Origin of the sequence: Alishewanella agri BL06, assembly GCF_000272005.1 — a bacterium.
GTDB classification, from domain to species: Bacteria; Pseudomonadota; Gammaproteobacteria; order Enterobacterales; family Alteromonadaceae; genus Alishewanella; species Alishewanella agri.
In genome coordinates this window covers 164,808-185,327 of the sequence record NZ_AKKU01000001.1, presented here as the reverse complement: position 1 = coordinate 185,327, position 20,520 = coordinate 164,808, and the positions used below count along the sequence as shown (strand labels likewise).

Annotated in this window: 16 protein-coding genes and 6 tRNA genes; 10 read left to right on the top strand and 12 right to left on the bottom strand. The window is 44.2% G+C overall.

The features are described 5' to 3' along the window. Positions 1 to 202: 202 nt before the first annotated feature. From AGRI_RS00885 to AGRI_RS00860, 6 genes are all read right to left on the bottom strand, one after another. Positions 203 to 278: transfer RNA gene (locus AGRI_RS00885), tRNA-Glu, on the bottom strand. An 11-nt stretch (positions 279 to 289) separates the two neighbouring features. Continuing rightward, positions 290 to 365, bottom strand: a tRNA-Ala gene (locus AGRI_RS00880). A gap of 45 nt (positions 366 to 410) precedes the next feature. Continuing rightward, positions 411 to 486 (bottom strand) — tRNA-Glu (locus AGRI_RS00875). 26 nt (positions 487 to 512) lie between these two features. Beyond that, a tRNA-Glu gene (locus tag AGRI_RS00870) sits at positions 513 to 588 on the bottom strand. 33 nt (positions 589 to 621) lie between these two features. After that, a tRNA-Glu gene (locus AGRI_RS00865) sits at positions 622 to 697 on the bottom strand. 12 nt (positions 698 to 709) lie between these two features. After that, positions 710 to 785: transfer RNA gene (locus AGRI_RS00860), tRNA-Ala, on the bottom strand. A gap of 220 nt (positions 786 to 1,005) precedes the next feature. Here AGRI_RS00860 and AGRI_RS00855 point away from each other — a divergent pair. Further along, entirely contained in the window at positions 1,006 to 2,016 is a 1,011-nt protein-coding gene (locus AGRI_RS00855) for an ExeA family protein (RefSeq protein ID WP_008983148.1), read from the top strand. 36 nt (positions 2,017 to 2,052) lie between these two features. On the opposite strand, the gene AGRI_RS00850 is transcribed toward AGRI_RS00855, so the two are convergent. The 4 genes from AGRI_RS00850 to AGRI_RS00835 are packed head-to-tail and all read right to left on the bottom strand — an operon-like array spanning position 2,053 to position 6,792. Next, a complete protein-coding gene (locus AGRI_RS00850) occupies positions 2,053 to 3,684 on the bottom strand; it encodes a TIGR03016 family PEP-CTERM system-associated outer membrane protein (RefSeq protein ID WP_008983147.1) in 1,632 nt (543 codons plus the stop codon). Then, on the bottom strand, positions 3,659 to 4,531 hold the full coding sequence (locus AGRI_RS00845; protein WP_008983146.1) for an XrtA-associated tyrosine autokinase: 873 nt from the start codon (positions 4,529 to 4,531) through the stop codon (positions 3,659 to 3,661). Before AGRI_RS00845 ends, AGRI_RS00850 begins: the two co-directional genes overlap by 26 nt. Next, on the bottom strand, positions 4,528 to 6,105 hold the full coding sequence (locus AGRI_RS00840) for an XrtA system polysaccharide chain length determinant (protein WP_008983145.1): 1,578 nt from the start codon (positions 6,103 to 6,105) through the stop codon (positions 4,528 to 4,530). Before AGRI_RS00840 ends, AGRI_RS00845 begins: the two co-directional genes overlap by 4 nt. 48 nt (positions 6,106 to 6,153) lie before the next feature. After that, a complete protein-coding gene (locus tag AGRI_RS00835) occupies positions 6,154 to 6,792 on the bottom strand; it encodes an XrtA/PEP-CTERM system exopolysaccharide export protein (protein ID WP_008983144.1) in 639 nt (212 codons plus the stop codon). Between the two features lie 206 nt (positions 6,793 to 6,998). Between AGRI_RS00835 and AGRI_RS00830 the strand changes: the two genes are divergently transcribed. Genes AGRI_RS00830 through AGRI_RS00790 form a run of 9 tightly spaced genes read left to right on the top strand, consistent with a single transcriptional unit; the run spans position 6,999 to position 19,231 of the window. Continuing rightward, a complete protein-coding gene (locus tag AGRI_RS00830) occupies positions 6,999 to 8,411 on the top strand; it encodes a TIGR03013 family XrtA/PEP-CTERM system glycosyltransferase (RefSeq protein ID WP_008983143.1) in 1,413 nt (470 codons plus the stop codon). Between the two features lie 2 nt (positions 8,412 to 8,413). Continuing rightward, the gene (locus AGRI_RS00825) at positions 8,414 to 9,274 is read left to right on the top strand and encodes an XrtA system polysaccharide deacetylase (RefSeq protein ID WP_008983142.1); all 861 of its coding nucleotides are present in this window, start codon (positions 8,414 to 8,416) and stop codon (positions 9,272 to 9,274) included. 20 nt (positions 9,275 to 9,294) lie between these two features. Then, the gene (locus AGRI_RS00820) at positions 9,295 to 10,524 is read left to right on the top strand and encodes a TIGR03087 family PEP-CTERM/XrtA system glycosyltransferase (protein ID WP_008983141.1); all 1,230 of its coding nucleotides are present in this window, start codon (positions 9,295 to 9,297) and stop codon (positions 10,522 to 10,524) included. Then, positions 10,524 to 11,981, top strand: a complete 1,458-nt coding sequence (gene xrtA, locus AGRI_RS16145) for an exosortase A (protein ID WP_008983140.1) — start codon at positions 10,524 to 10,526, stop codon at positions 11,979 to 11,981. Before AGRI_RS00820 ends, xrtA begins: the two co-directional genes overlap by 1 nt. Further along, positions 11,978 to 13,459, top strand: a complete 1,482-nt coding sequence (locus tag AGRI_RS16140) for an oligosaccharide flippase family protein (RefSeq protein ID WP_008983139.1) — start codon at positions 11,978 to 11,980, stop codon at positions 13,457 to 13,459. The genes xrtA and AGRI_RS16140 overlap by 4 nt, the downstream gene beginning before the upstream one ends. 18 nt (positions 13,460 to 13,477) lie before the next feature. Continuing rightward, positions 13,478 to 16,039, top strand: a complete 2,562-nt coding sequence (locus AGRI_RS00805) for an RIFT barrel domain-containing protein (protein ID WP_156808342.1) — start codon at positions 13,478 to 13,480, stop codon at positions 16,037 to 16,039. Then, positions 16,039 to 16,647 (top strand): acyltransferase, encoded by a 609-nt coding sequence (locus AGRI_RS00800; RefSeq protein WP_008983137.1) that lies wholly within the window; start codon positions 16,039 to 16,041, stop codon positions 16,645 to 16,647. The genes AGRI_RS00805 and AGRI_RS00800 overlap by 1 nt, the downstream gene beginning before the upstream one ends. Beyond that, positions 16,644 to 17,597: a glycosyltransferase gene (locus AGRI_RS16135; protein WP_008983136.1), complete on the top strand. Its 954-nt coding sequence runs from the start codon at positions 16,644 to 16,646 to the stop codon at positions 17,595 to 17,597. Before AGRI_RS00800 ends, AGRI_RS16135 begins: the two co-directional genes overlap by 4 nt. A 2-nt stretch (positions 17,598 to 17,599) precedes the next feature. Continuing rightward, entirely contained in the window at positions 17,600 to 19,231 is a 1,632-nt protein-coding gene (locus AGRI_RS00790; RefSeq protein WP_008983135.1) for a hypothetical protein, read from the top strand. 50 nt (positions 19,232 to 19,281) lie between these two features. On the opposite strand, the gene AGRI_RS00785 is transcribed toward AGRI_RS00790, so the two are convergent. After that, complete coding sequence (locus tag AGRI_RS00785; protein WP_008983134.1) at positions 19,282 to 20,202, bottom strand: sulfotransferase family protein; 921 nt, start codon at positions 20,200 to 20,202, stop codon at positions 19,282 to 19,284. A 60-nt stretch (positions 20,203 to 20,262) separates the two neighbouring features. Beyond that, positions 20,263 to 20,520 (bottom strand): hypothetical protein, encoded by a 258-nt coding sequence (locus tag AGRI_RS16635; protein WP_237712990.1) that lies wholly within the window; start codon positions 20,518 to 20,520, stop codon positions 20,263 to 20,265.

Here is a 20,520-nt window from a genome sequence, read left to right as displayed (position 1 = left end):
TAAAATGGCGTCCCCTAGGGGATTCGAACCCTGCTACCGCCGTGGAAATTGGGCAGCGCGGTGTCCTAATGTTGGAAGTTAAAATGGCGTCCCCTAGGGGATTCGAACCCCTGTTACCGCCGTGCAAAATGATCGCGCGGTGTCACACCGCCATCACGGCGATACAATTAACTAGAATATGAAACAGATCAGAGATAAAAGATGGCGTCCCCTAGGGGATTCGAACCCCTGTTACCGCCGTGAAAGGGCGGTGTCCTAGGCCTCTAGACGAAGGGGACGCACTGGAAATTGGTGGAGCTAAGCGGGATCGAACCGCTGACCTCTTGCATGCCATGCAAGCGCTCTCCCAGCTGAGCTATAGCCCCGAAAGATGTGGAACTGTTAGTCCAGGAAAATACCACTTTCATGAGTGGCGTCCCCTAGGGGATTCGAACCCCTGTTACCGCCGTGAAAGGGCGGTGTCCTAGGCCTCTAGACGAAGGGGACATAACAGTGTGCTGGTGTGACTGAAGTGGCGTCCCCTAGGGGATTCGAACCCCTGTTACCGCCGTGAAAGGGCGGTGTCCTAGGCCTCTAGACGAAGGGGACGCTGTAACAGTCGTGAAAAGTGTGTAGATTTAGTGGCGTCCCCTAGGGGATTCGAACCCCTGTTACCGCCGTGAAAGGGCGGTGTCCTAGGCCTCTAGACGAAGGGGACGCAGATAAATCTTGGTGGAGCTAAGCGGGATCGAACCGCTGACCTCTTGCATGCCATGCAAGCGCTCTCCCAGCTGAGCTATAGCCCCACACTTTTCTATGTTCATCGCCACGCAAGCGTTATCGCTGAACACGGGGCGCATTCTAGGTTGACGGCTGATCCCTGTCAACAATTTTTTATAAGGGTTAGATTGTTCGGGCAAATTTTAGACTCTGGCGAAAAAAAGTGGTTAAATAGCTGCAGGCACAGCATTTACACCGTCACGCCTTTCCCGAACCAGGAAGATTTGGAGCAGCATAAGGAGTTTTATGTACGAGTCTTATTATGGGTTTTCTGAGCGCCCTTTCCAGCTAACCCCGAGTGCCGGTTGCTTCTATGCCGGCAGGCTGCATAAAAAGGCCCTGGCGTATCTGCAATATGGTTTGTCGCAAGGCGAAGGCTTTATCGTGATTACCGGCGATGTTGGCACCGGCAAAACCACTATCGCCAATCAACTGTTAGCACAACTAAGCCCGGATGAAATTATTGCCCGGCAAATCGTCACCTCTAAGCTGGCTCCGGACGATCTGATCCGCATGATCGCCAGCAGTTTTAATCTGGTTGTAAATGAGCACAGCAAAGCAGCCTATTTGGATGCGATTTATATTTATCTGAAACGATTACACACTCAGCACCGGCGGGCATTACTGCTGGTAGACGAGGCGCAAAACCTGCCACTCGAGTCGATTGAAGAGTTACGGATGTTGTCTAATTTCCAAATCAATGGCTCGCCCCTACTACAAAGTTTTCTGCTCGGCCAAAACGAATTAAATGCCATTATCCAGGCGCCGAATATGGAGCAGTTTCGGCAGCGGATTATTGCTTCATCGAACTTAACCCCGTTACAGGAAGAAGAAACTCGGGAATATATTGAGTTTCGATTAAGAGCTGCCGGCATCAACGAACCGCTACTCAGCCCTGACAGCTACCCGGTTATCCATCGTTTCAGCCGCGGTATTCCGCGTAAAATCAACCTGTTGATGGATAGAGTGTTATTATTGGGTTTTTTAGAGCAGCTGTCTTTTCTCTCGGCGGAGCATGTGCAGAAAGTCGTCGATGAAGTTAATGGCGAAGTAGCCCATCAGGTAGCGGCCCCCAGCCTGAGCAACACAGCAAAACCTGCTGCATCATCGGCAGCAAACGTACAAGCTAGTGCTGAGCTCGAGCAAGATAAACCCATGCAACAACTATTAAATGACTCTCTAGAGCTGAAAATCAGAATGTTAAAAGAATTGGATGAGTTAATTTTAAAGCGGCAACGCGACCAGGGCTTAGGCTAAACAACAGGCAGCCGGATTAATTATCCGGCTGTTGCTTTAGAACTTGTAGGTGTACTCCATCCAAACCCGATTCTCGCTGTTATCAAATTCTGCGATTGAAGAGTTTCGATCGAGACGTCTGATGGTAAACCGTAGATCTGAGCGTTTAGTCAATTGCTGTTGATAACTAACAGATGCAGACAAGTTCTCGTCTTTACGATTCTCGTTACGGTAATCGATGTCATAGTAATTTACATTTGCCAGTAGCTGACTGTGTTCCGTTAACTTCCAACTCAGTTGCAGAGCCGCTCCCTGATTCGTACTAAAATCACCCGACTCGACGTAGCGTAATTCGGTGTCCGACAACGTGATTGACGCATTGAGCCGATTCTTGCTGTACGCTACTGTCAAGCTAAGATTCCGTTGTTCGACCAGCTCTTCACGTAACTCAGAGTTTGGCCCCCGCACTTGCAGTAAGGTTTCACCAAACACCGGCATATACTTGTCGGTTGGCGGCTTAAAACAACCCGATAAATCGGTACTGCCTACCGGACAGACAAAAATTCCTAAATCTTCTAACTCGCGGTCAAACTGGTTTTGCGTTCTAACGTTATCGCTAATTCGCAGCCGCATCGATAAAAAGCGCAGATCATATTTACCCTGTAAATCCCAGGTGCGGCCAAAATAGCGGCGGTCAAAAGACCCTTCCAGGCTGGTACGGCGAGTTGGTGCAATTAAAAACTGTGACGCAGCGTAAGTATCGGTTTCCTTGCGCTGACCGAAGGCTTCAGAATCACTTCGGTTCATCGTAACATTTATCCGGGAGCGTGCGCCGAACCGAAACTCCACGCCCGCACCAAAATAATCAAAGCTATTATCATACTCTCGGCCGTTATCCAGCCGCTCTGAACCTGCGCGACCGATAACCGAAAATTTAGGAGCAAAGGGTACACCGACAACCAGGCCGTGTAAAAGACCGGAAACGTTGTTGTCAGTCGATCTTTCTGCACGCTGTATATTGCCATTATACTGCCAGAAAAAATTCAGCCCTCTGTCGTTAGTTCCAAACAACCAGCGGCCATCATAAGCTTCAGTACGATAGCTAAGCAGTCCATCATCGACTTCAGCGGCAGCAGAATCATAATTCCGATAGCTCAAATCCAGCTCAGTGCGGTATTTTGCCGACCTTAGATTACGAAATAACAAACCTGAACCATAACGGTTAGTTTTACTTAAATTTTCTGCACCGGTAATTTTGTCAGAGAAAATCCCCAGACGACTGTCTCTAATTTGGTAGGCTTGCGAGGCATCCAAAGACCAGATTAAACGTTCGCGAAAAAAGCTAATCTGATTATTAAAATCAAACTCGTTAAAACTGCGTTTGTCCGGTTGTGCATCTTTGTAGAACAAGGTTTCGTGCCGCCAGTTGATACGTGTTTTCATCGCAGCGCTTTGTCGCTGCCAGTTTATTGTCGGCGCTAACTCCCAAACTAAATCATCCGTTTTATTACTTTGCTCTGCCGTCTTTAACTGATACCCGTACACTGCACTTTTAAGGGAGGCGTCAAATAAACTTTCGGCAGCAATAGCTTGTGGACCAACCAAAGCCAACGGCAGCACCGTCATCGCCGGGCATAGCCAATATCTTTTACTGCCGAAGGTTCTAACCCGCGCCATAATAGTACCCATAACCGTATCCTTTTCCCTGATTACGATGCGCTTTGTTAATTAAAAATCCGACTGCCATTTCCGAAGGTAATAACGCTACGGATTGTTCAATCTCAGCCAAGCGCGATTTGTTTTCCTCCACCACCATAACCCCCTGCCCGCACATCGTCGCCAAAACAGCGGTTTCATTTACCCCCAAGAGTGGCGGTGCATCGAAAATCACAACCCGATCGGCGTAACGATTGGCAAATTCAGCGGCCAGCCTGAGCATACGGTCCGATGCTAATAACTCGGTAGACAGATGATGAGGCGTACCCGCCGTAACTAGCTTTAGCCGTGGCACATTGGTGTTGAGCAGAATATCGGCAACCTTTATCTCCGGATCCAGCAAGTAATCCGTTAAACCAACGGCGTGACTTACATTGAGCGTTTTGGCGACCTTTGGACGCAGTACGTCGGCATCGACCAACAACACGGTTTTATCTTGCTCCAACGCAATACTCAAGGCCAGGTTTATCGATGAAAAGGTTTTACCTTCACCGGGCCGGGAGCTGGACACCATTATTAAATTAGGATGGTGTAAAGTCGCAGCCAACTGACCAAACGCATTAGTAATCAGTTTTCGCTTGATGACCCGGTATTCTTCGTTGATCAGCCGTCGTTGTGTACTTAACGACACAAAACCCTGCTGTTCCAGTGCTTTCAAATCGATATCAACATAGTTTGCTGCAGAGCCCGCACTATCAGATTCGAGTAAGTTTGTGTCAAAACCCGCTGCCTGCCGGCCATTGTTTTCTGGATCAGATGAGCCAATGCTTGGCGATACCTGACCGGCTTTGCGGGCTAATGCTTTTTCAATAATGCTCACCTTACTACCCTCAGTAACAACTCAGCAGAACGGCCGAAAATAATGTCATTACTCATCAAGACTATGTAGAGAGACAATAACAACAAGCTTAATGCTGAAAAATAGACAAAGTGCATCCGAACCTGTCTTAAGATCTGCGCTTTACGTGTGTGAGAAATCACGCCAAACACAGGATAATTACTAATAGTGGCAAGCTGAGAGGCACGACTTAATACCGGGGAGATTAGGCTGCGTAAAAACGCCATACCAATGCCAGCACCAATACCGATGAGTAACACAACCGAATAAAGCACGCGACGGTTCGGGCCGGACGGCTCAAAAGGTACCCGAGGTGGCTCAATAATTTTGAACTGCACATCCTGCTCTGACGCGTCAGCACGTCGGGCCAGCTCAGCAGCTTCGCGGCGAGCCAGTAAGGCTTCGTACTTCGAGCGGGTAACATTGTAATCACGATTCAAACCCGAAAACTCGGCTTCGATCTCTGGTATCAGATTTAAGCGCCCTTCCAGTTCGGTTACCCGTCTTTGAAATGCGCCCACCCTAACCCGGGTCGATGCCACCTCGGTTTCGAGACGGGCTACATTAAGTTGCAATTCGTGATAGAGCGAGTTTTGCGTGGCAACGAATCCTGAACCTGAATTAGCATTACCGGCTTTTGCGAGCGCAGCAAGCTCGTTCTCACGTTGCTTTACCAAACTATCCAGCAATCTCCGGATCTCCAGTACATCGGGGTGGTTATCGGTAAAACGGATCAACGCACTATCCAGCTGTGTTTGCAACTGCCTAATCCGTTCGTCGTACTGGGTTGTGATGTTGGACGAGCTGCCATCGGCAGGGTTGATGCCTGATAACTGACCACGTGCTGCCGCAAGCCGGGTCTCCATCTCGGATAACTCAAGCTGCGCTGTCTCCAAGCGTTGCTTTTCTGCCGCTAACTGAGTGTAATAATTAGTCTCTGAGCCCGGCAGCACATTCATTCGTTGTTGCTTAAATTCCGATAACCGGTGTTCAGCTTCAGCTAAACGGCGCTCGTAGTCCGCAATCTCACGATCCAGAAACTCCTGAGCTGCTTGAGAATCTGCCCGATTAGAGCCTATCCGGTTTTCCATAAAAGTATTTAATGTCTCTTGTACCACCTTTAACGCAACCTGAGGCTGTGGGTTGGTATAACTTATTGAGTAAATATTTTCGCGACTGGTACCTGAAACTTTAATATCTTTCAACAAACGATCGATTAGCGCTTCAAACTCCTGATCGGTTTTTGTTTGTAAATCCAAATCAGCTTGACGCGCTATTTTCTGCAAGTTAGTGCGACTTAACAATGTCCTGGCCATTAAGTTAATCTCGTCGCGCTGACTGGTGTTAATAGTCAGCCCCCTTAGAATTGGCTCAAGGAAGGTACTACTTTCAACATAAAGTCTGGCACTGGCCTCATAAGTCGGCGGCATCTTATAGACATAGAACCAGCCGACCGGGCAAACCAACCAAGCGGTTATAATAATGTAGCGGCGGCGCAACCAAACACCCTGCAAATAAGTGCTTAGTAACTCTAACGCCTGCTGAATCTCTCTCATTACTCCTCCCTGAAAGATCCAAAGTTAAATGCGTAATGCCTTATCGCGTTAGAACCAGGCCTCAGGAATAATAATGATATCACCGGGCAGAATATCGACATTGGCTGTGATATTTCCATCCCGAATCAAATCATCTAACCGCACTTCATATGTTCGTTGTGAGCCATTTTGTGTTCTTACCAGTTTCGCACTGTTGCCCGCGGCGAACTCAGTTAAGCCCCCTACTGCAATCATCAAATCCAATAACGTCATATACTGGCGATAATTTACTGCCTGCGGATTGGTCGCCTGACCAATCACCCGTACTTGCTCACTATATGGACCAACAAAATTGTTAACCGATACAGTAACTACAGGATCACGGATGTACTTAGCCAGAATCTGCTCCATATCCCGCGCTAACTGAGTCGGCGTTTTACCACTTACCGGGATATCTTCAACCAAAGAGGTAGAAATACGGCCATCAGGACGCACGATAAAGGTTCCCGACAGCTCCGGGTTACGCCATACAAAGATCGTCAGGGTATCATCGGGGCCTATCAGATACTGGTAATTCTCAACCGTTGTGGTCAGTGAATTTTGAACGGTAGCTTTGGGTAGTGTATTGTTTTGGGCACAGCCGGTTAAGCCTAAAGCCATAATTACAGCAGCGAATACTGCATTTTTAGTTAGAGCGGCGTTGGTCATAAAACTCATCCTTTTGTCTGATGCGAAATCAATATAACCAAAAGATAGTCGTTTGGCTGCACTTTTTACATCTTTTATTTAAAAAACTGGCTAGAAATTAAGCCAGAATTCAGCTAGATTAAGGTTCGTGCGTTTGAGACTACTGCTGGTCTCTTGCTGTAAGCCCTCTGTAATAGTTGTCTGCAGTTTTGCGTCAAGGAAGTTATATGCTCAATAAAAGGAACAATCGCTTCAAAGTATCGGACACGATCCTGCTTTTTGGCGAGTTGAGCTTAATCTTACTGGCTTGCCACCTGGGCTATCTTGCTGGTACTCAATTAGGTCTGGCTCTGACCCTCAATGCCGAATGGCAACTCGGGTATGTATTTGTATTTACCTGCGGCAGTATGCTGTCATCGCTCTCCTTAGGTTTGTACGACCAAAAACTTCGTGAAACCAATACCGGAATTATAAAACGATTAGTTTTAACACAGCTGTTTAACTTTGCATTGCTGGAATTGCTGGTCTTCAACCTGTCGCCACAAATGTCACCTGGCTGGTTAACATTGTTGCTCAGTAGTCTGTTAGCTGTAGTGCTGGTCGCTGCATTCCGGGCGCTTTTTCAGTACCACGACATTTCACAGCTTAGCCGCCGCAGGGTGTTAATATTAGGCTCAGGGGAGCGAGCTGCCATTATCGAAAAAAGAATGCGCCGCACAGTAGACCGCCGCTATTTTGAGCTTGTCGGTTTTGTGCATATTCCCGGCGACAAACCAGGTTATATTCCTGACGAAAAACTTATCACTCTGGACTTCCAAAACGACCTGTTTACCTTTGCTGAAGAGAATAACATTGACCAGCTCGTTATTGCCTGCGATGAGCGACGCAATATGTTGCCGGTTGACCTTCTGTTTAAATGCAAAACCCGCGGCATCGATGTAACAGACATTCTAGACTTTATTGAGAGCGAAACCGGTCAAATTGCGGTTAATCTTATTTACCCCAGCTGGGTTATTTATTCCAACGGCTTGTCGATTAGTCAACGTTTCCGCACCAGCCTTGATTATCGGTTAAATGTTATTCTGGCTTTAATTACTTTGCTACTCGCCTGGCCGATTATGTTAATTACGGCGCTGTGCATCTATCTGGAAGACGGTCGGAAAACTGGTGCGCCTATCCTCTATCGCCAGATCCGGGTTGGTTTTGATGGTAAACCTTTTCAAATTATCAAATTCCGAAGTATGCGTCAGGACGCGGAGAAAAATGGTGCGCAATGGGCTACCACAAACGACAGCCGTGTCACCAAAGTTGGCCATTTTATTCGCAAATATCGAATTGACGAGCTACCACAGCTGTTCAATGTACTTAAAGGTGAGATGGGCTTTGTTGGTCCACGGCCTGAGCGGCCAGAGTTTGTTAGCCAATTAACAAAAGATATCCCCTACTATGCGCAGCGCCATAATGTCAGACCAGGCTTAACAGGCTGGGCGCAGTTAAAGTACCCATATGGCGCCTCAGCAGAAGACGCTATGGAAAAATTAAAGTTTGATTTGTACTATATTAAACATCGAAGTTTACTGCTTGATCTGACCATTCTGATCCGAACTGTCGAAATCGTTATCTTTGGTAAAGGGCGCTAATAGTGGCAGATAATGTTGTAAAACCAGTTAGCGCACTTACCGTTGACGTCGAAGATTATTTCCACGTTGCGGCTTTTGAAAAGAATATTAGTCCTAAAAATTGGAACTCTATGCCGGTAAGGGTAGAAAAAAATACCCACCGTTTACTCGATCTGTTTGACGAACATGACGCCAAAGCAACGTTTTTTTTGTTGGGATGGGTCGCTGAGCGTTTTCCTGGTCTGGTCAAAGAAATTAATCAACGGGGCCATGAAGTAGCAAGCCATGGTTACAACCACACTAAGGCAACCCAACAAAGCCAGCAGGAATTCGCTCAGGACGTACGTGCAACAAAGGCACTTCTGGAAGATTTATCTGGCGCCGAGGTCTTCGGCTATCGTGCACCTAGCTTTTCTATTGATAAAACCAATGAGTGGGCCTTTGCTGAGTTAAAAAAAGCCGGCTATTTATATAGTTCCAGTACTTATCCGGTAAAACACGATTTATATGGCACACCAGACTGGCCACAGCAGCCCTATATGCGTCCGGAAGGCATTTGGGAATGTCCCATGCCAATTCTAAATTTAGCAGGTAAACAACTACCAATAGCTGGAGGTGGCTACTTTAGATTGTTACCATATTGGCTTAGCAAACGTTTTATCAATCGATACCTGGATTCAACCCCATCTCCCTATATGTTTTATTTTCATCCTTGGGAAATTGATCCCGAGCAACCACGAGTAAAAGATGCCAGTTTAAAGTCTAAGTTCAGGCATTATGTAAACTTGAAGCGAATGGAAACTAAACTCGGTTATTTATTGCAGGACTACTGCTGGCAATCACTTCACCAGGTGTACGCAAAAAGTCTTGCTAAGCACATTTAAGCGACGGACTAAGATCCATTATGGAGCGAACCGAATCTGGACAACGATCTAATCTGGTCGCCTCTGCAAAGCCCGAGCTGTTGCTGTTGTGTCACCGAGTACCCTTCCCTGCGGACAAAGGTGACAAGATCCGCTCGTTTAACCTTCTTCGGGAATTGTCTGTCGATTTCAATATTCATCTCGCCGCACTAACCGAAACCAAGCAAGAACAAGCTTATGATGTAGCACTCAAAAAATGGTGTTATTCAGTTAAATTAGTTCACCTGCCCAGATTAAAACGTTTTTTCCAACTGATACCCGCAATACTCACTAACACTACAATAACTAACGCCTGGTTTTACTCTGGTGAGTTAAAACAATGGGTTAACGCCTTACGGCAGAAGCATCCAGATCTACTGGTGTTAGTTTATTGTTCTTCTATGGCGCAATACGTTTTGTCAGAGCCTTGGGAAAAACATTATAAGGTCATCGACTTTGTTGATGTCGATTCAGAAAAATGGTTTGAATATGCTAAAAATAGTTGTGGCGTGAAGAAATGGCTATTTCAACGGGAAGCCATATTACTTTCAGGAACCGAGCAGCACATCTTTAAGATGATGCAGAAATCGTATTTCGTTAGCGCTGAAGAATGTCAGCGATTTGCTGCTAATGAAAGCGATAAAGCGCATCTCGATTTTTATTCAAATGGTGTGGATCTTAATTACTACAACCCTACTGCGGGTGTTAAAGCAAACCCCTATGACATTATTTTTACTGGCGTCATGAGTTATCCGCCCAACATAAATGCAGTATTGTGGTTTGTGGAGCATTGCTGGCCAGATATCTGTGCGCAGATCCCGGATGCGAGGTTGTGGATTGTTGGTAGCCACCCGGTTAAAGCAATTCTCAAGTTACACAGTAAGAATATTCGGGTCACTGGTACTGTGCCTGATACCCGCCCTTTTTTTAGCCAATCGGCTTTAGCTATAGCGCCGATGCAAATGGGAGGCGGCATAAAAAATAAAGTTTTGGAAGCCATGGCGATGGCAAAGCCATTAGTCATTTCTAAAGTTGCCAGTCAGGGTTTAAACTTACCTAAAGATCCAGCCCTGGTTATTGCCGATTCCCCTGAAGAAACCATAGCTGCCTGTGTCAAATTGCTACTGCACCCAATCCCGGCAATAAACTTAAGAAGATGGGTCGAAAACCATGCTAATTGGTCAAAAACAATCCAACCTGTCAGGATGGCGCTATTAAACAGGGAGTTATAATGAATCTGACCAACCGAAATATTATTTTTCTTTTGATTTTAATGGCATTTGTGATCTTGGTCTGGCCAAGTTTACGTGAGATGGAACTTCTGTGGCGCCGCTCAGAAACTTTTATGCACTGTTATTTGATACTACCCATTTTTGGTTGGTTGTTATGGCGTCGACGAATTCAGCTGGTTAATGTCTCTGCATCCTATTCTCTGCCTGCGGCATTAGCAGCAACGCTATTTGTGGGTCTTTGGTTAAGTGCGTATCTGATTGAAGTCAATTTTGTCAGTCATTTCAGTATTATTTCATTTGTCATTTTCACTGTTTGGGCTTGTTACGGAACCGCTGTTGTAAGCACCCTGCGCTTTCCGTTAATTTTTCTCTATTTTCTGGTCCCTTTTGGTGAGGCAATCAACCCAGCGCTACAAGATGTTACCGCTTACCTGACGGTCATTTTGCTCAATATATCTTCAATTCCGGTATATCGGGAAGGCTTATATCTGCATACTGCCTTTGGCCTGTTTGAAGTTGCCGTTGCATGCTCAGGTTTAAATTTTTTGATAGCATCACTTTCGTTAGCCTGTTTATACGCCTATATCTCCTACAGTAAATTCTACAAACAAGTTAGCTTTGTTGTCTTAACGGTTGTTGTCTCAATCATCGCGAACAGTCTCAGAGCATTTCTGTTAATTTTTGTCGCCAAGGTTTCTGATTTTAAACTTGGCTTTGGCGCTGACCATTACTACTACGGCTGGCTGGTATTTTTTCTGGTGATTTATCTGATGTTTTGGCTGGGCAATCGTTTTGCAGACCCAACACCTTCGATAGATTTACCGGCTATTCCGCAGGAGCATGACAAGAAAATAAGTAAAGTTACCAACCTTTCCACAGCAGGTATTTTGATGGCTTCACTTGTCATGGCGCTGTTAGTTCGAACTAACCTCCCTTTTACCGAAGTTAAAACCCCAGGCGTAGCATCAGGAAAGTTTCAGCAATACCCACTTAACGAAAATTCCGATTGGGGTATAACCTTTTATGATGGTTTGACAAGAGATTTGCTCCACATTGAGAACAACGTAGAGTTTTTACATGCCAGCTATGCTTTGAGACAAGACAAAGGTGAAATGATTAGCTGGCATAATCGCCTCTATGATCGTGACCGCTGGACAATAACTGGCAGAGAACAGCTCGGAGATGGCACTTTGAAACAGGCGGAGATTCTTTACCTGAGAAATACACAGGGACGCTCCCGGGCCGTACTTTATACTTTTCATGTCGGAGACATTAAAACCAGCCGCCCACACTTAGCAAAGCTGGCACAACTTTATGAATTACTTCGCTTTAAAACAACTAACTCTTCCGTTACGGCTTTCTCAACCACAGGAGTAAATGATGAACAAGCGAGGCAGCTTTTACTGGCCGTGAGTGAAGATTTACTTGTAACAGCAGCAGAAAATAACCTGCAATGAAATCCGTCTCCCAAAAAGTGATTCAAAGCAGTAGCTTTTTATTGCTGATACAAGTGGTGCAGCGTGGCTTAGGAATTATCAGTACCTTAATTCTCGCCAGATTATTAGCCCCAGAGCAATTTGGCATCATAGCCCTGGTTGCGATTTCACTGCAGTTATTTGATATTCTCGCTGACACGGGTAACCAACATTATATTATTCAAAAAGATAATGTTAGTGATCAGGATCTTAATACAGCTTGGTCACTCGACCTCGGCATAAAATCGTTGATGATGCTGTTGATTATAGCAAGTGCGCCTTTTATCTCTGCATACTTCAACGCACCGCAGTTATGTCTTGCACTTTGGGTAAGTAGCCTGGTTTTACCAATAAAAGCTGTTCGTAACCCGATATTAATGCTTCAGGCTAAACAGCTTAACTATAAACCTGTCTTCAAGCTTCACTTGTGGCAAAAGGTCGCTAGTTTCTGCTTTGTTATTTCCATAGCACTTATTTGGCAGACCTTCTGGGCAATAGTGATAGGTAATCTTATTGCCACTCTTGTTTTTACCCTCGGCTCTTACCGGATAAGCAGCTATCGACCGCAACTAGATTTTCGGAATATCAACGAGCAGTGGCGATTCTCTAAGTGGCTTATTTTAAGGGGCATCGTAGGCTTTACCCGCTCACAGATCGATAGCATTTTGGTATCGCGCTGGTTTGGCACCCGGGAGTTGGGCGGTTTTCATTTACTACGTGAACTTGCAATCATGCCGGCATTAAACCTGGTGATTCCAGCTTCAGAACCTCTCCAGGCTGCGATAGCTCATGATCGTCATCAGCAACAAACTCTTGCGTATCGTACGCGCTTCAGTCTCGCATTGCTGAGTAGTTTACTTTTACCCATATCGTGCTTTATGTGGTTATATCCGGTATCTATCGTGTCTGTATTACTGGGTGAACAATGGTTAAGTTATGCCCCACTGCTGCAGCCATTTTCGCTGTATTTTTTTACATTTTGTTTGTTTTCGTTGTGCTGTAACGCCTGCCTCGCTGTTGGGCAGGCACGACTCCTGTTTTGGTTTGATTTAGTTTCTACTGCAATAATTGTGACATCCTTGTTGTATTTTCAGTCAGCTATCTTACTCGAACTAACCTGGCTAAGAGCTTGGTTGGCAATTTTGACAACAGTCTCTCTGATGGCAATCCTGGAACGCAAAACCACATTTAATTGGATTAAGCTGCTGCTAATGCTGCTTCCAGCTTGCTTTGGTCTATTGCTAAGTGTGCTGATGGTTGAACTTATAGCACCGTTAATAAATTTACCTGTTTTAGTCGAGATTATTTTGAATGGACTTATTTTTTGTTGCGCTTTTGTCATCGGATTCGTGTTTATCTGCCGAATCACCTCGCTGATCTCGATGGAGATACATATATTCCAAACACATCTACAGCGATTAATGCCGGCAAGACTACATTTTATTTTTACTAAAGTTTAATTCGAGAAGCTGCTACTAATGCGGATAATAAACATACAAATATGTGAACAATCAGGCCTAGCCAGGACGGCTGAACCTGTTAAATTTAGCATTCCTTTTGCGCAAGGAGAACTAAGTCATCCTCATCACTTAACGTTATCTTTGGCAGCAAAACCTATTTTTGCCCAATATCAGGTATTAACCTATTGGCCAGACGGCAGCATTCGTTGGCTGCAAATTAGTTGCATTTTAAGTGTGGCGGCAAATTTTTCAGGCTGTCTAACCTTAACAGTACACGCTGAACCGCAAGCCATACCTGACGTCAGGTCCAGACTAGAAAAAACCAGTGCAGGTTGGTTACTGCAGAGCGATTTCACGCAATATAGTGTTAACACGCAAACGCTTTGTACAAAAATACGCCAAGACGAGCAATGTTGGGATCTTAGCTTTGAATTCGCTTATCAGGACGGTCAAACCACCGTTTTTCTGGTCGAACAAAACACTGAACACTGGGTTTCAGGCCCAGTTTTTGATGAATTGCTGGTAAGCGGATTTTTGGGGGCTACCGCGCCAACGCTTCGCATTAGCCTACTTTTGCGTTTCTGGCATCAGGCGGGCATTATCGAGGTGGAAGCCCGCTTACATAATCCACAACGCGCTATGCATCCGGGCGGGCTGTGGGATCTCGGTGATCCCGGTTCAATTCAATTTCATGCCTTCTCTGCGTTGCTAAAAAGTCATCAGTCAGGCAAGGCGGCACTTAAGCCCTCACCTGAGCGCGAATGGCTTGATGTTAGCGAATCAGATGAACTACAGCTGTTACAGGCTTCAAGTGGCAAGGCTAACTGGCGAAGCGCAAATCACCAAAACGCACAGGGTGAGGTAAAGCTACTTTACAAAGGCTATAAAGTCTTTCAAAACGATAATGAAATCGCACAGGCCGAACAAGCTAGCCCTGTGGCACAGCTTAACGGCGAAAACTGGACATGCCAAATTGCCCAGGCAGAATTCTGGCAAAACTTTCCTTCAGCCATCAGCTGCAAAAAAGACCGTTTAAAGCTTTGTTTGTTTCCCGCAATAACCGGGCAAAATTATGAGCTACAGGGCGGAGAACGCAAAACACAGCGCTTTGCCGTCGCTGTAGGTTACGCAACTGGCACCCTGCATTGGTTACAGCAACCACTGAGGTGCCAACTAGCAGTAGCGCACTATCACACAGCAAATGCCTTTCCATGGTTCGGCCCGCTCCAAGACGATGATCCGGTAAACGCTTTACTGACACCAGCCCTAAATGGTAAGCATAGCTTCTCTGCGAAAAGAGATATTATAGACGAATATGGTTGGCGAAATTTCGGGGATATTTTCGCAGATCATGAGTCACTTTATTTGCCACCCGAGCATGCAGCTTATATTTCACATTACAATAATCAATACGACCCGGTGTTTGGCTTTGCCCGTCAATTTGCCTTAACTGGCGATAGCCGATGGTTTCAACTTATGGATGAGCTGGCCCGCCACGTTATTGATATTGATATCTATCACACCGAACAAGATAGGGTCGAATATAACAATGGCTTGTTTTGGCACACTGATCACTATTTACCGGCCCATACCGCAACCCATCGTACCTACTCTAAGCATAATCAAACCAGCTCGATCCCCGGACAAACAGGGGGCGGACCAGCTACCGAACACTGCTATACAACAGGCTTAAAATATCACTTTTGGCTAACCGGTAACCCGCAATCAAAAGCCGCAGTGATTCAGTTAGCTGAATGGATGAACGCATTACATGGCGAAGCACCTGGATTATTCAATCAGCTGTGGGCTATTAAAAGCCGGGAACTCCCTGCCCTTTTAACACGAATTAAAGGCAAAGCGCAGTCTCTTTTCCCCTTAACCAGAGGCACGGGTAACTATATTACTGCACTGCTTGATGCTTATGATTTATCGCTGAACTTGAGATACTTAAAACAATGCGCAACGGTAATAAAGCACTCTATTGCTGCAACCGATAATATTGAGAGCCGCAACCTGTTAGATGTTGAAGTTGCCTGGTCTTACACCATCTTACTGACATCGATCGCCAGATATCTGCAACTAAAGAAGCTACTCGGCGAATTTGATGCTGATTTTCATTATGCAAGGGAGAGCTTTTTAGCCTATTGTCGTTGGATGGTACAGCATGAGCGTTTGTACCTTAGCGCTGCAACAGAATTAGAATTTGCAAACGATACCTGGTTGGCACAAGACATCCGCAAAGCCATGCTGATGTTTCAGGCGGCCGAATTAAGCCCTGCTGAGGCATCGATATTTTTGGATAAAGCTAATTGCTGGCTGACAGCAATAACTGCTGGCTTGGCGCAGTCAAAAGAGCTGCACTTTTCCAGAGTTCAGATAATTTTATTGCAAAATTTCGGACCACACTATGCGCAGGAAGGTTTCCCTGCAGCAGCATTGGTTGCTCAATCTATACCTGAAAGCTCTTCGCATTCGCTGATTCCAGTTTTGTCGCGAATAAGTTATAAATTAGCTAAGGCACTGCTAACCTGCCGCTTTAAACGAGAGCGGAACTGGATAAAAACACGGATGAACAACTGATGAAAAACATCATCAAATTCTTAATAAAAAAGATTTTTATATTATTGGCACTGCCGTGCTTTTTACTATTTTTGCTGCTAAATCTTTTCAGTAAAGGAGAAAGCACTTTTCAAAGCTTTTCGCAGCTGCTAAGCCTGATCCCAGGTAAAATTGGTATTTATTTAAGAGCCGCGTTTTATCATCTAACCTGCCCCAACACCTCTGATAATATCAGCATTGGTTTTCTCACTATCTTCTCACACCGCGATACCAGCATTGCAGAGGGTGTTTATATCGGCCCACAAGGGAATATTGGCAAATGCCGCATCGGTAAAAATACCCTGCTAGGTAGTGGCGTTCATATTTTAAGCGGAAAGAATCAGCATGAGTTCAGTGATCTCAGCAAACCTATTCAGCAACAAGGTGGGATCTTTACTAAAATCAGTATTGGCGAAGATTGCTGGTTAGGTAATGGGGCTATAATTATGGCTGATGTGGCGGATCAGTGTATTGTCGCGGCAGGCAGTGTCCTGACAAAGGATACCGCTACCGAACCGACAATCTATGCAGGCAACCCGGCAAAGATAGTGCGAAATCGCGCCACTGAGCAACAGGATGCAGCCGAATGATAATTGCTAACACCAAGATCAGTATTGTAATTCCTGCGCTTAATGAATCCGCTCATTTACCTGCTACTTTGACTATTATCAAAAAGCTGTTTGGAAATTGTGACGCTGTCATCGTTGCGGATAATGGTTCAACGGACAATACCCCGGGAATCGCTAATAATTTCGGTGCCAGAGTAACAATACATCCGGGCGTATCCATCGGTGAACTCCGTAATCAGGGCGCTATGCTAAGCGATGCCGAAGTTTTGGTGTTTATCGATGCTGATGTTCATCTAGATAGTAGTTGGCCAGAAAACTTTGAAAAAGTGGTCAAGGAACTCACCCGAAATCCGCTAACCATTATGGGATCACGCTGCCGTGCAGCAAGTCAGACAAGTTTCGTTAATCGCTATTGGTATAGCCGGCTTAACACTGAGAAAAATAAAAACTATATCAATTCCGGTCATTTAATTGTAACCAGGGAACTCTTTAATAAAATTGCTGGATTTAGTTCTGAGCTTACAACAGGCGAAGACTATGACTTTTGCCAGCGTGCTTTAAAAGTAGGAGCCACACTTAAACCGGCACCTGAGCTAATTGCCTGGCATGAAGGTTATCCAGCATCATTGAAAGGGTTTATGCAAAGGGAAATGTGGCATGGCCGAAATGAATATAAAAACCTCAGTCTGTTCCTCGAGTCTAAAGTTGCGATCATTAGCACCTGCCATCTACTTATTTTTTTGCTCACTCTTATTACCCTGTTTTTCACTAAAAGTGTCTTAATACCAGTCATTTATGTACTAATGACCGCAATAATTCTTATTGGATTAACAGTACAGAAATTTGGCTTTGTGAATATTCGACTGTTCCTAGGCAGCGCCTCCTTATACTATTTTTATTTAATCGCCAGAAGCTTGGCATGGCAGTTTAATAAAAACAGGCCTACAGCCAGAAATAGGGTCAATACTTAGTTATGAAAAAAATCCTGTACTTTCTGAGTTTATTTTGGTTAATAACAGTCGACGGATATAGCCAGTCTGAAGATATTTCAAATACAGGACCATCGCCTGTACTTGCTTTTTCCGACCTGATTAATGGACCTGCCAGCGGTTTAGGCGATGGCTTGGGAGAAGGCGCCATTGTCACGGTGTGGGGTTATCACTTAGGCGAGAAACAAGGACAAGTATTCTTTACAGATAGCACAGGCAAGACCCGACCAGCCGCCCATATCTACTATTGGAAAAAGGCTGATGGTAAGTTGCCCGGCGGGCCGGCTAATCTATACGAATCTCATCAACTTTATGAAGTTGCTTTTTCTATCCCTAAAAGTTCAACAGGTGAAGGTGAGATTTTTTTCATCACCAGTAACGACTTAGTCTCATCTAAAATTAAATTCAAAGTTAATAATGGACGAATATTCCACATAAAATTAAACGGTAATAACAATAACATAGGTAGTTTTGACTCTCCTTGGCAATTTATAAATGGAGATGCAGCGATAAAAAAAGCTCCGGGTAACAAAGGACTTATAGCCGGAGATATAGTTTATAGCCATGGAGTTGAAGAGTTACATAAAACAGGTAAGGCAGCAATGTTTCTTAGAGCCTTAGAGGGCAATATAGATGCACATATTTCTTTCGTAAGTTACCCTGGCTCGGTGGCTATAGTTCGAAGTCCGTCATGGGGTATCCATCCTTATCTCTCCACAGCAATAGTAATCTCAAAATTCACCGTAGAGGGTGGCAACATGAATGACCCCAAAGATGACTCTCCCTACGTTCCACCAATAAGCCCCTTTACAATACAAATTAAAACGACACAATTCGGTAGAATTATTGGTAACAAAGTCACTGACATAGAGGGAAAATGTTCGAATGGTATGAGTGGTGCCATCTCTGGAACGGGATTCGACATAGAAGATTTGAAAGTGTTTGGTAATGAAATAACTGAGATTGGATGTCGCCAAACCTCGCACTTTCATCATACTACCTACTTTACACGCAGAACAAATAAAGGTCTTAGGAATATTCAAGCACCGGAACTTGGGTGGAATTTCCTTCACAATAATATGGCACGTTATGGTATTCATTTCTACGATGAGACTAATAGCAGAAACAATCCTTGTGATCATGTTTCCGGTAACTTATTAATACATAATAACGTTATCTTTAGGCAAAGGGGACCGGGTATAAATGTATATACGTCTGGTCGTGACCATGGATGTTGGATAACAAATGTGAAAATAACAGATAATATTTTAATAGAAACGGGACTTGGTCCTATATCTGAAAAGAGAAACGGGACTGCGCCTTTTGCAGTTAAGATAGGGGGTTCTATTCTCGGAAATTTTGAGGTTCACAATAATATTATTTATGATGTCTCAGATGAGTCATCTAGGCAATATAACAGGCCGTTTGCTATAAATGCAATATTCCATTTCCGCGGCGCAACCCCTTCTATAAAGAACAACTACTTTCACAATAAAGAGCCAATACCTTTTATAAATAATTTTGAGAAAAGCGTAGAAAAAGAAAACACAATAACAACAACCAACTTTGATGACAAAAAATCTAAATTAATTGAAAAAATAAAACACATCCAATGAGCGAGGAGAAATAAAAAAATTTAAAAAAATAATAATATTAATAGCGGAAATTAATCAGAAAACGGTTGCTTGCCAAAATACTTTATTTTTATGCCGTCAATGATATTAGTTTTAAGAAAAAAAATAGACCATTTAACTTTGTCGTGCACCCAAAATAAAACAGAAAGAATCGGCAAATTTTTTTCTTGATATTTGACCGGATAACCAAATCTTTGCAAAGTAGTCGATGCCGTAGACTCAAAAACATACCGTTCAAAATTACTAAACCTATCTACCCATTTGTTTTTATTATTACCTTTCAGTTTGGCCAACGAGAATTTTAACAGCTCGTCGCTTGCTTCCTCTTTAAGAAATGTTAGTACCCTTTTTAGGGTATCATGCGGGTTATCTAGTAAGTTTTCATATTTAATTTTTATTAGCTGGTTATTTCTTTCCAATTCAGAAATCAATTCTGTCTGAGAATTGAGATTCTTCCAATATCTCGCGCAGGCGTAAAGATTATTCGGCCCCCATTCTTTTTGTAGTAATGACAATGCCACATCTCTGCCATCTCGAACAATATAAATATAAATTGCATCAGGAAACATTGAATTTATTAAATCTAACTCTCCGAGATACCAAGGAGTTTTATCTCCCCAACATATCGCTTCAGTACTGCGATTCAAGGCGCAAAGTTTGTTAACAATTTTTGGATACGTCACGTCACCATTAAAACTTTCGTAAAACTCCTTGCTATTTATTCTTAGCCGCCATTGCATAACAGGTCGCTCTCTAAGAATCCGATTAAGGAGTAATTGAAAATTTTTAAAGTTATTCAGATCACCAATTTTGTTTAGTTTTTTATAATATTTTGGAATAAAGTGAGTTTCAAATGGTGAGCCAAATCTCGTCTTCGATAGAAGACTTGCCAAAAAAGTCGTACCTGAACGCGGGGCACCAAGTATAAAAAGTTGCTTAGCTTCACTAGCCATTTTTTATCTCTAAGTATTAAATTACATTATTAAAATAGTTCACTACAAGTATAAATCAAGTTATTTAACCGCTTCGTATTTTAGAGAAGGCACTTCTTGTGGCCAACGCTTGAGATGATTCGGGTTACCGTTTTTGCATTGCCGGTGACAGGTGTCGCTGTTTTTGCGCTCGCCATCTACATAAACAATTTGCCCAGCCTGGCTGTGCAATGCTCCCGAAAGATAGTGTTTCTTGTTCTGTCCAGGTATAGCCAATTGCCCCGGTTCGCTAAGGTTCCAAATCTGCACAGATTTTTTAGGGTACAGATAAATATCCAC